The following is a 15,040-nucleotide window of genomic DNA, read 5'->3' on the forward strand; positions in this document are numbered from 1 at the left end:
GATCTTCCAGATCGCGAGGATGGGTCTGACACACCGCCATCGCGGGCAAGCGCGCTCCTACAGGCGTTCGTGCATCATGGGGCGTACGGCAAATCCCGCTTGTGCTGGGTCTTGCGGTAGGTGTTCACGATGATGTCGAACGCTTCCTGACGCACCGGCTCACCGTGCAGGAACGCATCGATCTCGACGTAGGTCACGCCATGTGAAGCCTCGTCGGGCTTGCCCGGCACCAGGTCTTCCAGGTCCGCCGTCGGCACTTTCTCCACCAGATTCTCTGGCGCCCCGAAGCTGCGGGCGATGGCGCGTACCTGATTCTTCACCAGCCCGCTCAGCGGTGCCAGGTCGCAGGCGCCATCACCGAACTTGGTGAAGAACCCCATCACCGCCTCGGCCGCGTGGTCAGTGCCGATCACCAGCCCTGCGCGAGCCCCGGCGATGGTGTACTGCGCCACCATTCGGGTGCGGGCCTTGACGTTGCCCTTGACGAAATCCACCGCTGCGTCGGACTGGCCTTCGAACGCCTTGACCTGCTCGACCAGCGCCTTGACCGATGGCGCGATGTCCACGGTGTGACGCTCGTCCGGGTTGATGAAGTCGACCGATGCGGTGGCTTCGTGCTCGTCGTGCTGGATGAGGTACGGCAGGCGCACGGCGATGAACTGGTAGGCGTTGTCGCCAGTGCTTTCGCGCAGTTCGCGCACGGCGCGCTGGGCCAGCAGGCCTGCGGTCAGCGAGTCGACGCCGCCGCTGATGCCCAGCACCAACACTTTCAGGCGGGCGTTGTGCAGGCAGTCCTTGATGAACTGAATGCGCCGCGCGACTTCGGCTTCAAGCTCTGCGGGGCCTGCGAAGGGAGCCTGGACCTTGAGCTCACGGGCGATCTGGAGCTGTACGGCTTGCATGATTCACTCCTTATGCGGAAAGGGAAAAATAGGCATTCAAAGAAGGCGCAACGGGTGCTCGACTCAAGCTGGCACCTTGAATACGTGGCGCAGGTAGGACACGAATTCCGGGTCCTTGCACTGCGTTTTGCCGGGCTCGTCGGAAATCTTGGCGACGGGCTGGCCGGCACAGGCGGTCATTTTCAGCACGATGCTCATCGGTTGCACGCCCGGCACATCGGCGGTCAGGTTGGTGCCGATGCCAAAGCTCACGTTGATCCGGCCCCGCAGCGCACGGAAGATGTCCAGCGCCTTGGGCAGGTTCAGGCCATCGGAAAACACCAGGGTCTTGGTCATGGGGTCGATGCCCAGCTTCTGATAATGGCTGATGCACTTTTCGGCCCACTGCACAGGATCGCCCGAGTCGTGGCGCAAGCCGTCGAAGAGCTTGGCGAAGAACAGGTCAAAGTCACCCAGGAAGGCGTCGGTGGTGATGCAGTCGGTCAGCGCGATGCCCAGCAGGCCACGGTATTCGCGGACCCAGCAATCGAGGGCGGCGATCTGGCTGTCGATCAGCCGTGGGCCCAGTTGCTGGTGCGCCATGATCCATTCATGGGCCATGGTCCCCAACGGCTTGAGGTCGAACTTGCGCGCCAGGTGCACGTTGCTGGTGCCGACGAACTGGCCGGGGAAATCCTGCTTCAGCGCGCGTACGACGTCTTCCTGCACGGCATAGGAAAAACGCCGGCGGGTGCCGAAGTCGGCGACTTTCAGTTCCGCCAGTTCATCGGCCGTGGCCGAGGCGGTCAGCCAGTCGAACTTGCGATAGAGCTGGTCCCGGGCCTGGCTGAGCAGCGTGTCCGGGGTGCGGTGGCGATTGCGCACTTCGCTGACGATGGCCAGCACCGGCACTTCGAACAGGATCACGTGCAGCCAAGGGCCTGCCAGGCGAATGCACAGCTCGTCGTTTTCGATGGTGGTCGTGACATAGCGCATGTTGAAACGGAACAGTCCCAGAAAGCGCAGGAAATCCGGCTTCATGAAGTTGATGCGTTCCAGAAAGCCGGTTTCTTCCAGGCTCAGGGACAGGTCGCAGAGTTGTTCGATCTGCTGGCGAATCTGTGGCAGGTACGGGCGCAGGTCTTCGTGATTACGGCAGCGAAACTCCCACTCGACTTCGACGTTGGGGTAGTTGTGCAGCACAGCCTGCATCATGCTCAGCTTGTAGAGGTCGGTGTCGAGCAGGTTCTGCACGACGCGATCTGCGAAAGCGCTCTCACTCATTGTGTCGCTCCAGCCAGCGGTGGCCGCCCAAGGCGCGGCCCATGGAATTTGGTTCGGTGTCGCATACGGCCTTTTGGCACTACGTCCGGCCTGTTATTGACGATGACGGACATAATGCCAGTCACGCGCGGCTTGGGGCAGAAATGTTTCAGCGAACTTCGCCGACCTATCGATCATCCGTTTCTTGAATTCTGCACGACCCCTGTAGGAGTGAGCTTGCTCGCGATAGCGGTGTGTCAGATACGCCGTTGTATCTGAACGATTGCTATCGCGAGCAAGCTCACTCCTACAGGTCCAGGTACTTACTGTGGCGTAGGCTCATTCAACTGTTCCAGCATCCACTCCACGAACACCCGAACCTTGGGCACGTCCGCCGTGTGCTCGGGGTAGGCCAGGTAATAGGCGTCGCGGCTGGGCATGGGATGATCCCAGGGGATGACCAGCTTGCCGTCCTGCAGCTCTTCCTCCACCAGAAACCTGGGCAACAGCGCTACGCCGCAGCCCACTTGCGCGGCACGAATGCACATGTAGAAGGTTTCGAACCGCGGGCCGTGGTAACTGTGTTCGGTCTGGTAGCCCTGATCTTCGAACCATTCGTGCCAGGCCTGGGGGCGGTGGGCGGTTTGCAGCAGCACCAGGTCCGCCAGTTGCGTGGGATCGGTGAAAGGTTTGTCGGGCAGGCTGGCGGGGGAGCAGACCGGCACCAGCTCCTCGCCGAACAGCCTCACGCTCTCTGCACCGGGGCGGGCGCCCTGGCCGAAGTAGAACGAGGCATCGCAGCGGTTCTGCACCAGGTCGTCGCTGTCCTGTTCGTTGACCAGATCCAGATGAATGTGCGGATGGCGCAGGCGCCAGCCCTTGAGCCGGGGCACCAGCCAGCGCGCGCCGAAGGTTGAAGGCGTGGACACCCGCAGCACTTCCGTCTCGCCGCCGTAGGAGCGCAAGAAGTGCGTCGACATTTCCATCTGCGTCAGGACTTTGCGCACTTCGCCCAGATACAGCGCCCCGGCCGGTGTCAATTGCAGGCGTCGCCGAACCCGCCTGAACAGCAGGTGCTGCACCAGTTCTTCGAGTTGCGCGACCTGCTTGCTGACCGCGCTCTGGGTCAGGTTCAGCTCTTCGGCTGCACGGGTGAAGCTCAGGTGGCGCGTCACGGCTTCAAAACATTGCAGCGCAGTGACCGACGGCAAATGGCGTTTGTTCAGCATATTCGGGCGTGCTCGGGTTCAGCATGAAAAAACGGAATGATATCTCGCTTAATCGTCGTTTGTTGGAGTGCGTAAGGCCAGCTATTACTAGAGGCTGAAAATTTACCTGCATTTTTGCATTCCGCGTTCGCGCTTTCGGCGCACCAGCATCCAGGAGAAATCATGCTCAACGACCTGCTCACCCGCCTTGGTGTCGACCCTGCTCTTTACCAGAAAGGCGACAAGCCCGTTCACACGCCCGTCGATGGCAGCAAGATCGCTTCGGTCAGTTGGGAAAGCGGCGCTGAAGTCGAACAGCGCATCACCCGTGCCGAGCACGCTTTCCAGGCCTGGCGCAAAGTGCCGGCGCCGCGTCGTGGCGAACTCGTACGCCTGTTCGGCGAAGCCCTGCGCAAGCACAAGGCCGATCTGGGCGAGCTGGTTTCCTGGGAAGCCGGCAAGATCACCCAGGAAGGCCTGGGCGAAGTGCAGGAGATGATCGACATCTGCGATTTCGCAGTGGGCCTGTCTCGGCAGATCTACGGCCTGACCATCGCCTCGGAGCGCCCTGGCCACCACATGCGTGAAACCTGGCATCCGTTGGGCGTGGTCGGCGTGATCTCGGCGTTCAACTTCCCGGTCGCGGTCTGGTCGTGGAACACCGCGCTGGCGCTGGTGTGCGGCAACTCGGTGATCTGGAAACCGTCGGAAAAGACCCCGCTCACCGCACTGGCCTGCCAGGCGCTGTTCGACCGCGTCGCGGCCGAATTCGCCGACGCCCCGCAGTACCTGACTCAATGCGTGATCGGCGGTCGTGAAGCTGGCGAAGCGCTGGTGGACGATGCCCGCGTTGCGCTCATCAGCGCCACCGGCAGCACCCGCATGGGCCGCGAAGTGGCGCCGAAGATCGCCGCGCGTTTCGCCCGCAGCATTCTGGAGCTGGGCGGCAACAACGCCATGATCCTGACCCCGAGCGCCGACCTGGACCTGGCCGTGCGCGCCGTACTGTTCAGCGCCGTGGGCACTGCCGGCCAGCGCTGCACCACGCTGCGCCGCCTGATCGCCCACAACTCGGTCAAGGCCGAGTTCGTCGAGCGCCTGAAGACCGCCTACGCCAAAGTGCGCATCGGTCACCCGCTGGAAGGCAACCTGGTCGGCCCGCTGATCGACAAGCAAAGCTTCGAAAACATGCAGGAAGCGCTGGAGCAGTCCCTGAGCGAAGGCGGCAAGGTCTTCGGCGGCAAGCGCCAGTTGCAGGACACCTTCCCTAACGCTTACTACGTCTCGCCTGCCATCGTCGAAATGCCGGAGCAGAGCGACGTGGTCCGCCACGAAACCTTCGCTCCGATTCTCTACGTGATCGGCTACGACGAATTCACCGACGCCGTGCGCCTGAACAACGACGTGCCGCAGGGCCTGTCGTCGTGCATTTTCACCACCGACGTGCGTGAAGCCGAGCAGTTCATCTCGGCACTGGGCAGCGACTGCGGCATCGCCAACGTCAACATTGGCCCGAGTGGTGCAGAGATTGGCGGCGCGTTCGGCGGCGAGAAGGAAACCGGCGGTGGTCGTGAGTCGGGTTCTGATTCGTGGAAAGGCTACATGCGTCGCCAGACCGCAACCGTGAACTATTCCCGCGAGCTGCCGCTGGCGCAGGGGATTACCTTTGATTGATGCCCTTGACGCGGTGTAACTGTTGCACCGCGTTAACCTGATCGCGAGCAAGCTCACTCCTACAAGGTTGCGTTGATCCTGTAGGAGTGAGCTTGCTCGCGATAGCGTCAGACCAAGCAACATTGAATTTGAATCATCGTTTGTCCTTTCCGAGGTTTTGCGATGCCGCTACGCGAAGAATGTCTGTGGGAAACGCTGACGCCGCAGAGGCCTGAGGCGCCGGCGTTGAGGGGCGAGGTAACGGCAGATGTCTGCGTGATCGGCGCGGGCATCACCGGGTTGTCAGCGGCGATTCATCTGCTTGAACAGGGCAAGACGGTAGCCATCGTCGAAGCCCATCGCACCGGCCAGGGCGGTTCGGGGCGCAACGTAGGATTGGTCAACGCCGGGATGTGGATTCCTCCCGACGAAATCGAAGAAGGTTTCGGCGAGAAGGTCGGCAGCCAGCTCAACACCATGCTCGGCAACGCGCCGTCGCTGGTGTTCAGCCTGATCGAGAAATACGGCATCGATTGCCAGGCCACGCGCAAAGGGACGCTGCACATGGCGCACAACGCCAAGGGCGTGCTGGATTTGCGCAGTCGCGAAGAACAGTGGAAGCGCCGTGGCGCGCCCATCGAATTGCTCACCGGCAAGGCCTGCCAGGAGGCGACCGGCACCAGGGAAATCACCGCCGCCTTGCTCGATCACCGTGCAGGCACCATCAACCCGATGGCCTACACCAGTGGCCTCGCCGCTGCCGTCACCTCCCTTGGCGGCCAGCGCTTCGATCATTCGCCGGTCAAACGCCTGGAGCGCCAGGGCCAGCGCTGGTGCGTGGTCACGGAAAACGGCTCGGTGGTCGCCACTCAGGTGGTCATCGCCTCCAACGCCTACACCGAAGGCGAATGGACCGACCTGCGCCGCAGCTTCTTCCCCGGTTATTACTATCAGATCGCTTCGGCACCGCTCACTGAGGGCGCCGCGCAGCAAATCCTGCCGGGCGGACAAGGCTCGTGGGACACCCGCCAGGTGCTCAGCAGCATTCGCCGTGACGCCGACGGGCGCCTGTTGCTCGGCAGCCTGGGCAATGGCAACCAGAAGCCTGCGTGGTTTCTCAAGGCCTGGGCCGACCGTGTGCAGCAGCACTATTTCCCGTACCTGAAGAAGGTCGAGTGGGAATGCACCTGGACCGGTTGCATCGGCTTCACGCCCGATCACCTGTTGCGCATGTTTGAACCTGCACCAGGACTGGTCGCGGTGGCAGGTTACAACGGGCGCGGCAACACCACGGGGACGGTGGTGGGCAAGGCGTTCGCCGATTACCTGTGCAAGGGTGATGCGAGCGTGTTGCCGATTCCGTTCACGCCGATGCAGCCACTTTCCGGTATTGGCCTTCGCAGCTCTTTATATGAAGCTGGCTTTTCGCTATACCATGCGGGTCAATGTCTCAGAATCGTGATTTGACACGAAATTTCCTTCACAAAACGACGCTTTTTCGCGCATCCACTAACCTGAAATGGTGCGTCCCGTAGCGTATCCGCACCTGCGGTGTGCAGTTCGGTGACGCAGCTTGTAACAACAGGGTTGTACAGGTCAGGTTGGCGTGGTTGCGCGATTTATTCAGGAGGGTTGCTCTTCACAAGGCGCAGGGTTGCACCTTGCGCGGTTTAGACGGTTGCACGCCCAGTAAAAAAGGGCCCGAATCAGTCGAATAACAACAAGACGACGACTTTTTTCAGAATAAAAAACCGATGGCACGCCACTTGCTCAGAGCATCTGTGTGGTCGCAGTGCTAATTAAAAAAACCTAGGAGCACCAACTCATGTCGCAGACGTTTTACAGGAAAGGCTTTCTGGCACTCGCAGTGGCTACTGCAATGGGTGCGGCTACTTTTGCACAGGCTGACGTCAAGATTGGCGTTGCAGGCCCGATGACAGGCGCCAACGCCTCCTTCGGTTTGCAATACATGAAAGGCGCCCAGGCGGCTGCCGACGCGATCAACAAGGCGGGCGGCGTCAACGGCGAGAAAATCGTCCTGGTCCAGGGCGACGACGCCTGCGAGCCTAAACAGGCCGTAGCGGTGGCCAACAAGATGTCCCAGGAGAAAGTTGCCGGCGTGGTCGGTCACTTCTGCTCTTCTTCCACCATTCCGGCGTCGGAAGTCTATGACGAAGCCGGCATCATCGCGATCACTCCGGGTTCCACCAACCCGCAAGTCACCGAGCGCGGCCTGGGTGCCATGTTCCGCATGTGCGGCCGTGACGACCAGCAAGGCATCGTCGCCGGCGACTACATCGTCGACGTGCTCAAGGGCAAGAAAGTCGCGGTCATCAACGACAAGGACACCTACGGCAAAGGCCTGGCAGACGCCACCGCCAAACAGTTGACCGCCCGTGGCGTGAAGCCGGTGCTCGAAGAAGGCCTGACCCGCGGCGAGAAAGACTTCAGCGCCCTGGTCACCAAGATTCGCGGCGCCGGTGCCGACGTCGTGTACTTCGGCGGCCTGCACCCGGAAGCCGGTCCACTGGTTCGCCAACTGCGTGAACAAGGTCTCAAAGACGTCAAGTTCATGTCCGACGACGGTGTTGTGACTGACGAACTGGTCACCACCGCTGGCGGCGCTCAGTACGTCGACGGCGTGTACATGACCTTCGGCGCCGACCCGCGCCTGCTGCCAGACAGCAAGGCGGTGGTCGAGGAGTTCCGCAAGTCCGGTTACGAGCCTGAAGGCTACACCCTGTACGCCTACGCTTCGGTCCAGGCCCTGGCTGCCGGCTTCAACGGTGCCAAGTCGAACAAGGGCGAAGACGCTTCCAAGTTCCTCAAGTCCCACCCTGTGAAAACCGTCATGGGCGAAAAGGCCTGGGACTCCAAGGGCGACCTGAAAGTCTCTGACTACGTGGTCTATCAGTGGGACAAGGACGGCAAATACCACCAGCTCGAAAAGCAGAAGTGAGTTGAGCGCTTAGTCGGAAACGGCCGTCTCGCGGGCTTTCAATCCGCAAGCGGCCGTATCCGGTAATCGGTGCTGCCCGCCAGCACCGGATTTCTTCTGTTGCCACCGAGCACGTCCCGAAATCTCTCACGAGGAGATGACCGGTGCGCGCCGGGACGGCCTTTAAAGTTCGTGAGCGTGCGTGATGGATGGTATTTTCCTGCAGCAAATGGTCAACGGCCTGACTCTGGGTTCGGTCTACGGCCTGATCGCCATCGGTTACACGATGGTCTACGGCATCATCGGCATGATCAACTTCGCCCACGGCGACGTGTACATGATCTCCGCCTACCTCGCAGCCATCGGCCTGGCCGTGCTGTCTTTCTTCGGTATCGAGTCGTTTCCCTTCCTGATTCTCGGCACGCTGATCTTCACCATTGTGGTGACCGGTGTGTACGGCTTCGTCATCGAGCGTGTGGCCTACAAGCCGCTGCGCAACTCGACGCGGCTGGCACCGCTGATCAGCGCCATCGGTATTTCCCTGATCCTGCAGAACTACGCGCAGATCGCTCAGGGCCCACGTCAGCAAGGCGTTCCGACCCTGCTTGAAGGGGCCATGCGTTTCGACGTTGGCACAGGCTTCGTGCAGATCACCTACACCAAGATCTTCATCCTGGTGGCCGCCTTCATCGGCATGGGCGTGCTGACCTACATCATCAAGTACACCAAGCTTGGCCGGATGTGCCGCGCCACGCAGCAGGACCGCAAGATGGCGTCGATCCTGGGCATCAACACCGACCGGATCATCTCCTACGTGTTCGTCATCGGTGCAGCCATGGCGGCCCTTGCCGGTGTGCTGATTACCCTGAACTACGGCACCTTCGACTTCTTCGCCGGGTTCGTCATCGGCATCAAGGCGTTCACTGCGGCGGTGCTGGGTGGTATCGGCTCACTGCCGGGCGCCATGCTGGGCGGGTTGATCCTGGGGGTTGCCGAGTCGCAATTCTCGGGTCTCATCAACTCCGATTACAAAGACGTGTTCAGTTTCGGCCTGCTGGTATTGATCCTGATCTTCCGTCCTCAAGGCCTGCTGGGTCGCCCACTCGTGGCGAAGGTGTGAACCATGTCTGCTCCTGTCAAACCCATCGATATCAAACAAAGCCTGATTGACGCGGTAATCGCCGGATTGCTCGCGCTGATCGTGTTCGGCCCTATCGTCGGCGTCGTGCTCGACGGTTACGGCTTCAATATGGAACCCAAACGAGTCGCCATGCTGGTGGGCGTGGTGGTGGTCGGCCGCTTCCTGATGAGCCTGTACCTGCAGACGCCCAAGGGCATGGCCATCGCCCAGAGCTTCGAAAGCTCGGGTTCGGGCGTGCATGTGCTGCCGCCTGGCTACAAGACCCGCCTGCGGTTCATCATTCCGATCATGATCCTGATCGCCGTGATATTCCCGGTGTTCGCCGACAAGTATGTGCTGACCGTGGTCATCCTCGGCCTGATCTACGTGCTGCTGGGCCTGGGCCTGAACATCGTGGTGGGCCTGGCTGGCCTGCTCGACCTGGGTTACGTGGCGTTCTACGCCATCGGCGCCTACGGCCTGGCGCTGGGTTATCAGTACCTGGGCCTGGGCTTCTGGTCGGCGCTGCCGCTGGCAGCCATCGCTGCTGCGTTTGCCGGTTGCATCCTGGGCTTCCCGGTGTTGCGCATGCACGGTGACTACCTGGCCATCGTGACTCTGGGGTTCGGTGAAATCATTCGCCTGGTGCTCAACAACTGGCTGTCGTTCACCGGCGGCCCGAACGGCGTGCCGGTGCCTTCGCCAACCTTCTTCGGCCTGGAATTCGGTCGCCGTGCGAAAGACGGTGGCATTCCGATCCACGAGTACTTCGGCTTCGAATACAACCCGGATCTGAAATTCATCTTCATCTACGCCGTGCTGTTCCTGGTGGTGCTGGCCGTGCTCTACATCAAGCATCGCCTGACCCGCATGCCGGTCGGCCGCGCCTGGGAAGCCCTGCGTGAAGACGAGATCGCCTGCCGCTCCATGGGCCTGAACCACGTACTGGTCAAGCTCTCGGCGTTCACCATCGGTGCATCGACCGCAGGTCTTGCCGGGGTGTTCTTCGCCAGCTACCAGGGCTTCGTCAACCCGACCTCGTTCACCTTCTTCGAATCCGCGCTGATCCTGGCCATCGTCGTGCTCGGCGGCATGGGCTCGACAGTGGGCGTGGTGATCGCCGCGTTCGTACTGACCGTCGCCCCTGAAATGCTGCGCAGCTTCGCCGAGTACCGCGTGCTGCTGTTCGGCATCCTGATGGTGTTGATGATGATCTGGCGCCCCCGTGGCCTGATCCGCATCAGCCGTACCGGTGTTCGCCCACGCAAAGGCGTGCTGGCCAAAGTGGAGGGCGCGTGATGAGCGACGAAATCGTTCTGTCCGTGGAAAACCTGATGATGCACTTCGGTGGCATCAAGGCCCTGAGCGACGTGAGCCTTGAGGTGCGTCGCAATTCGATCTTCGCCCTGATCGGCCCCAACGGCGCGGGCAAGACCACTGTGTTCAACTGCCTGACCGGCTTCTACAAGGCCACCGGCGGCAAGATCGAGCTCAATGCGCGGGGCAAGAAAACCAACGTCATCCAGCTGCTCGGCGAGCAGTTCCAGGCTGCGGACTTCGCATCCCCCAAGCGTTTCGGCAGCCGGCTGTTCTACAAGATGTTCGGCGGCACCCACCTGGTGAACCGCGCAGGCCTGGCGCGGACCTTCCAGAACATTCGCCTGTTCAAGGAAATGTCAGTGGTCGAGAACCTGCTGGTGGCCCAGCACATGTGGGTCAACCGCAACATGATCGCGGGCATCCTCAATACCAAGGGCTACCGCAAGGCCGAAGAAGACGCCATGAACACGGCCTTCTACTGGCTCGAAGTGGTGGATCTGGTGGACTGCGCCAACCGCCTGGCCGGTGAGCTTTCCTACGGCCAGCAGCGCCGCCTGGAGATCGCCCGCGCCATGTGCACCCGTCCGCAGGTGATCTGCCTGGATGAACCGGCCGCAGGCCTCAACCCGCAGGAAACCGAAGCGCTGAGCGGCATGATTCGCCACCTGCGCGACGACCACGACATGACCATCGTGCTGATCGAGCACGACATGGGCATGGTCATGGGCATTTCCGACGATATCGTCGTACTCGACCACGGCAACGTGATCGCCAAGGGCAAGCCGGAACAGATTCGCAACGATCCGAAAGTGATCGCCGCGTACCTGGGTGCTGATGAAGAGGAATTGGTATGAGTAAGCCGATCCTCGAACTGAAAGAGATCGACGTGTACTACGGGCCGATTCAGGCCCTGAAAAAAGTCTCGATGCATATCGACGAGGGCGAGACCGTCAGCCTGATCGGCTCCAACGGCGCAGGCAAGTCCACGCTGCTGATGTCGATCTTCGGCCAGCCGCGTGCCGCCAGCGGGCAGATCATCTATCAGGGCACCGACATCACCCACAAGTCGTCGCACTACATCGCGTCCAACGGCATCGCGCAGTCGCCGGAAGGCCGCCGTGTGTTCCCCGACATGTCGGTGGAAGAAAACCTGATGATGGGCACCATCCCGATTGGGGATAAATACGCCAGCGAAGACATGCAGCGCATGTTCGACCTGTTCCCGCGCCTCAAGGAGCGGCGTAACCAGCGGGCGATGACCATGTCCGGGGGCGAGCAGCAAATGCTCGCCATCGCCCGCGCGCTGATGAGCCGGCCCAAGTTGCTGCTGCTGGACGAACCGAGCCTGGGCCTGGCGCCGATCATCGTCAAACAGATCTTCGCCACCCTGCGTGAACTGGCGCAAACCGGCATGACCATCTTCCTGGTCGAGCAGAACGCCAACCACGCCCTGAAACTGTCAGACCGCGCCTATGTGATGGTCAACGGCGAGATTCGCCTGACAGGTACCGGTAAGGAGCTGCTGACCAACGAGGAAGTCAGGAACGCCTACCTCGGCGGGCATTGATTCCTGCAGCGGTCTCGCAATAACAAAACGCCCCGGGTTAGAAATCTCCCGGGGCGTTTGCATTCTACGGTCCGGACCAGATCCGTAGCAGCACGGCTGGCCGGCGGGACCGGTGTGTCAGATACCTCTGTATTCGCTGACACACCGCTCCCGCCGGCAAGCCGTGCTGCTACAGATCCATGGGTACAGTCAAATTGTGGAAAACAATTTTCGACAACCGCCAAACCGCGACATATAGCCGCTGTAAATGGTTGTTTTGTCATGCTTTTGACTTGTTCAGTTTTACTGTGGGTGTGGCTGTGAATAAGTTGGTGGCAGTTGGCTACAAGCCTTTGTTTCCGTGGCTTTCAGGATGTTGGTTAATATTTGATCAATGGTTTCGGCCGGTATTTCGAGGGTATTTGTCAACGCTTTGAGGGCTGGTTTTTTATACAGCTTATGAGCCGATCAAGCCTGTGGATAAGTCTGTGTGCAACCGTTGGAAATAGCGCCGCAGGTAGCGCAATCTCTAGGTTGCAGCGCACAGGGCTGACCGAGTGTGCAGTTTTGCTGTCGATTTGCTTGCAGATACGTTTCAGCGAGTCAACAGAAAAAGCTCGAAAACTTGCCCACAGCCCGCGCATGCCGCGGCTTTGACCTTTTCGAGTTGCCCCCAGAGATTGTGCGTGTGGCTGTGGATAAGGTGGGCAAAACCCCTTGCAGGCCATATGGCATAAGGCTTTGCGTGAGTTGTACGTTTTTTGTACAGCGGGATCGTCTCATGAAGTTGTACGACGATTGTTGCCAGCGGACTTGATCCTGAGCCGTCTGGGCGGGCATTCTCCAGAACTTTCCTACGCGCAACGCCGCTTGCGTTTACCCAGGGCTTATACCGATAAGGCCGCAAACCCAGTCAGGAGAACTACATGACTTCCACCGTCTTCATCACCGGCGCCACTTCCGGGTTTGGCGAAGCCTGCGCACGACGTTTTGCAGAGGCGGGCTGGTCGCTGGTGCTGACCGGCCGCCGCGAAGACCGCCTGCAGGCCCTCAAGGCCGATCTGTCCAAGCAGACCAAGGTCCACACCCTGACGCTGGACGTGCGTGATCGCGCCGCCATGGAGAAGGCCATCGACGGCCTGCCGGCAGAGTTCGCCAAGATCCGTGGACTTATCAACAACGCGGGCCTGGCCCTGGGTATCGACCCTGCGCCCAAGTGCGATCTGGATGACTGGGACACCATGATCGACACCAACGTCAAAGGCCTCGTCTACACCACCCGCCTGCTGCTTTCGCGCCTGATCGCCTACGGCCGTGGCGCGAGCATCGTCAACCTGGGTTCGGTGGCGGGTAACTATCCGTATCCGGGCGGCAACGTGTATGGCGGCTCGAAGGCGTTCGTCGGTCAGTTCTCGCTGAACCTGCGCAACGACCTGATCGGCACTGGCGTGCGCGTGACGAACCTGGAGCCAGGCCTGTGCGAAAGCGAGTTTTCGCTGGTGCGTTTCGGCGGTGACCAGGCCAAGTACGACGCCACCTACGCGGGCGCCGAGCCGATCCAGCCGCAGGACATCGCCGAGACGATCTTCTGGATCATGAACACCCCGGCCCACGTCAACGTGAACAACCTGGAGCTGATGCCAGTGAGCCAGACCTGGGCTGGCTTTGCGATTGACCGTACCCGTGGTGAGACGAAGTAAGGCTGGATCTCGCTGCTGCGCATGACCTGTGGGAGCGGGCTTGCCCGCGAATAGGGCTGAGTTCATAGAACAATGGTGACTGCCCGACCGTCTTCGCGGGCAAGCCCGCTCCCACAAGATATATGTCAGGCGCTGAAGTATTCAGCCAAACCGATATAGCAGGTCGCCAGGTGATACGGCGTGGTCGAGGGCATGTCGCTGCGGCTGACCTGGCCTTGGTTATCCAGGCACTCGTTCCAGCCGCCTGCATGCAGAAAACGCTGCTGCAAGGCGTTCAACTGGCGCGCCAGCAATGCCTGACTGTCAGGACGAAGGGTCAGTGCCCGCAGGTACTCGGCTTGGGCCCAGATGCGCTGGGTGCCATCTTTGACTGATCCATCCACCTCCAACATCGCCACCACCGCCCCTGTAAGCGCATCGACGCCTTGCGCCTGGGCGTGGGCGAATGCCGTGGTCAGCGAGCGATGCAGCGGTGTGCCGCGCAGATGCTTTGAGGACTCCAGCAGATAGAACCATTCGAACTGATGCCCAGGCTCTGACCAGTTATCCACAGCGTCCAGCGGCTTCTCCAGCATCACGCCGTGGGCGACATCCACAAAGCGTCGCTGCATGGCTTCGGCCAGTGCGTCGAGGGCGGCGAGGGTGTCAGCGTCTTCGCGCACCTCCAGCGTCGCCAGAAAGGCCTCGGCCAAGTGCATCAAGGGGTTCTGCAGAGGTCCTGCGTCCAGCGAAGTCCAGTCCTCGTTCAGCACCGCTTCATACAGGCCATCGCCATCGGCGAACTGCTCGGCAACCACATGCAGCGCTGCGTTGAGCACTGATTCAACCAGCGGCTCGCGCACCTTGGCCCAGTAATGCGCGCAGGCAAAGATGATGAAGGCGTGGGTGTAGAGGTCCTTGCGGCGGTCCAGCGGGGCGCCCTGGGGATCGACGCTGTAGAACCAGCCGCCATGCTCGGCATCGTGGAAATGCCGCTGCAGGGAGCGGAACAGCGCGGCGGCGCGCACCTCGGCATCCGGCACCTGAGGGTTGCCGATGAAGCTGGCAAACAGGAACAACTGCCGCGCGCAGGCCATGGCGCGATAGCGCTGGGGCGGCAATGGCTGGTGCGCCGCATCCAGTGCCTCATAGGGCAGCGCCATGTCCGCATTCCAGCCCGGCCCCTGCCACAGCGGCACGATCGTTTGCATGAAGTGCTGCTGCACGGCTTGGAACACAGCGGACAGTTCAGGCTTGGCGGCGGGGAGGGAAGCGTCTGGCATTGGATGGCGTCACGGCAGGAGGCAAATTGCGCGACATGGTAGCAGGAGGCGGGGATTTTGAGTCAGAAGCGGATCAATTGTAGGAGCGCGCTTGCCCGCGATCACGATCCAACTGGCGAAGACGCTCCGTAGCAGCACGGCTTGCCGGC

Annotated in this window: 12 protein-coding genes; 8 read left to right on the plus strand and 4 right to left on the minus strand. The window is 61.1% G+C overall.

Going from position 1 to position 15,040, the window contains the following annotated elements:
- Nucleotides 1–74 precede the first annotated feature (74 nt).
- The 3 genes from nadE to NPS29_RS25725 form a co-directional block, all read right to left on the minus strand.
- Nucleotides 75–902: an ammonia-dependent NAD(+) synthetase gene (gene nadE / locus NPS29_RS25715; RefSeq protein ID WP_274136106.1), complete on the minus strand. Its 828-nt coding sequence runs from the start codon at nucleotides 900–902 to the stop codon at nucleotides 75–77.
- A 63-nt stretch (nucleotides 903–965) separates the two neighbouring features.
- Nucleotides 966–2,165 (minus strand): nicotinate phosphoribosyltransferase, encoded by a 1,200-nt coding sequence (gene pncB / locus NPS29_RS25720; protein WP_274136108.1) that lies wholly within the window; start codon nucleotides 2,163–2,165, stop codon nucleotides 966–968.
- Nucleotides 2,166–2,467: 302 nt separating this feature from the next.
- A complete protein-coding gene (locus tag NPS29_RS25725) occupies nucleotides 2,468–3,373 on the minus strand; it encodes a LysR family transcriptional regulator (RefSeq protein WP_274136110.1) in 906 nt (301 codons plus the stop codon).
- A 162-nt stretch (nucleotides 3,374–3,535) separates the two neighbouring features.
- Here NPS29_RS25725 and NPS29_RS25730 point away from each other — a divergent pair, with 162 nt between their 5' ends.
- The 8 genes from NPS29_RS25730 to NPS29_RS25765 all read left to right on the plus strand — a co-directional run bounded on the left by NPS29_RS25730 (nucleotide 3,536) and on the right by NPS29_RS25765 (nucleotide 13,629).
- Nucleotides 3,536–5,026, plus strand: coding sequence for an L-piperidine-6-carboxylate dehydrogenase (locus tag NPS29_RS25730; RefSeq protein ID WP_274136112.1), 1,491 nt, complete (start codon nucleotides 3,536–3,538; stop codon nucleotides 5,024–5,026).
- Nucleotides 5,027–5,188: 162 nt separating this feature from the next.
- On the plus strand, nucleotides 5,189–6,472 hold the full coding sequence (locus NPS29_RS25735) for an L-pipecolate oxidase (RefSeq protein WP_274136114.1): 1,284 nt from the start codon (nucleotides 5,189–5,191) through the stop codon (nucleotides 6,470–6,472).
- A 358-nt stretch (nucleotides 6,473–6,830) separates the two neighbouring features.
- Nucleotides 6,831–7,964, plus strand: a complete 1,134-nt coding sequence (locus tag NPS29_RS25740; RefSeq protein ID WP_274136116.1) for a branched-chain amino acid ABC transporter substrate-binding protein — start codon at nucleotides 6,831–6,833, stop codon at nucleotides 7,962–7,964.
- Between the two features lie 184 nt (nucleotides 7,965–8,148).
- Complete coding sequence (locus NPS29_RS25745; protein WP_274136118.1) at nucleotides 8,149–9,063, plus strand: ABC transporter permease subunit; 915 nt, start codon at nucleotides 8,149–8,151, stop codon at nucleotides 9,061–9,063.
- A gap of 3 nt (nucleotides 9,064–9,066) precedes the next feature.
- Nucleotides 9,067–10,362 (plus strand): high-affinity branched-chain amino acid ABC transporter permease LivM, encoded by a 1,296-nt coding sequence (gene livM / locus NPS29_RS25750; RefSeq protein WP_274136120.1) that lies wholly within the window; start codon nucleotides 9,067–9,069, stop codon nucleotides 10,360–10,362.
- The gene (locus NPS29_RS25755; RefSeq protein WP_274136122.1) at nucleotides 10,362–11,237 is read left to right on the plus strand and encodes an ABC transporter ATP-binding protein; all 876 of its coding nucleotides are present in this window, start codon (nucleotides 10,362–10,364) and stop codon (nucleotides 11,235–11,237) included. The genes livM and NPS29_RS25755 overlap by 1 nt, the downstream gene beginning before the upstream one ends.
- On the plus strand, nucleotides 11,234–11,950 hold the full coding sequence (locus NPS29_RS25760; RefSeq protein ID WP_274136123.1) for an ABC transporter ATP-binding protein: 717 nt from the start codon (nucleotides 11,234–11,236) through the stop codon (nucleotides 11,948–11,950). Before NPS29_RS25755 ends, NPS29_RS25760 begins: the two co-directional genes overlap by 4 nt.
- A 905-nt stretch (nucleotides 11,951–12,855) precedes the next feature.
- Nucleotides 12,856–13,629 carry an SDR family oxidoreductase gene (locus NPS29_RS25765; RefSeq protein WP_274136125.1) on the plus strand — a complete coding sequence of 258 codons (774 nt, stop codon included), beginning with the start codon at nucleotides 12,856–12,858 and terminating at the stop codon, nucleotides 13,627–13,629.
- 125 nt (nucleotides 13,630–13,754) lie between these two features.
- Here NPS29_RS25765 and NPS29_RS25770 read toward each other — a convergent pair whose 3' ends face one another.
- Nucleotides 13,755–14,891, minus strand: coding sequence for an AGE family epimerase/isomerase (locus tag NPS29_RS25770; RefSeq protein ID WP_274136127.1), 1,137 nt, complete (start codon nucleotides 14,889–14,891; stop codon nucleotides 13,755–13,757).
- Nucleotides 14,892–15,040 lie beyond the last annotated feature (149 nt).

Source organism: Pseudomonas putida, from assembly GCF_028682175.1.
Classification (GTDB): domain Bacteria; phylum Pseudomonadota; class Gammaproteobacteria; order Pseudomonadales; family Pseudomonadaceae; genus Aquipseudomonas; species Aquipseudomonas putida_AD.

Coding starts and splice junctions, on each gene's coding strand:
- NPS29_RS25735 (WP_274136114.1), top strand. CDS start 5,189: ATGCCGCTACGCGAAGAATGTCTGTGGGAAACGCTGACGCCGCAGAGG.
- NPS29_RS25730 (WP_274136112.1), top strand. CDS start 3,536: ATGCTCAACGACCTGCTCACCCGCCTTGGTGTCGACCCTGCTCTTTAC.
- NPS29_RS25760 (WP_274136123.1), top strand. CDS start 11,234: ATGAGTAAGCCGATCCTCGAACTGAAAGAGATCGACGTGTACTACGGG.
- NPS29_RS25770 (WP_274136127.1), bottom strand. CDS start 14,891: ATGCCAGACGCTTCCCTCCCCGCCGCCAAGCCTGAACTGTCCGCTGTG.
- NPS29_RS25740 (WP_274136116.1), top strand. CDS start 6,831: ATGTCGCAGACGTTTTACAGGAAAGGCTTTCTGGCACTCGCAGTGGCT.
- pncB (WP_274136108.1), bottom strand. CDS start 2,165: ATGAGTGAGAGCGCTTTCGCAGATCGCGTCGTGCAGAACCTGCTCGAC.
- NPS29_RS25755 (WP_274136122.1), top strand. CDS start 10,362: ATGAGCGACGAAATCGTTCTGTCCGTGGAAAACCTGATGATGCACTTC.
- livM (WP_274136120.1), top strand. CDS start 9,067: ATGTCTGCTCCTGTCAAACCCATCGATATCAAACAAAGCCTGATTGAC.
- NPS29_RS25725 (WP_274136110.1), bottom strand. CDS start 3,373: ATGCTGAACAAACGCCATTTGCCGTCGGTCACTGCGCTGCAATGTTTT.
- NPS29_RS25745 (WP_274136118.1), top strand. CDS start 8,149: ATGGATGGTATTTTCCTGCAGCAAATGGTCAACGGCCTGACTCTGGGT.
- nadE (WP_274136106.1), bottom strand. CDS start 902: ATGCAAGCCGTACAGCTCCAGATCGCCCGTGAGCTCAAGGTCCAGGCT.
- NPS29_RS25765 (WP_274136125.1), top strand. CDS start 12,856: ATGACTTCCACCGTCTTCATCACCGGCGCCACTTCCGGGTTTGGCGAA.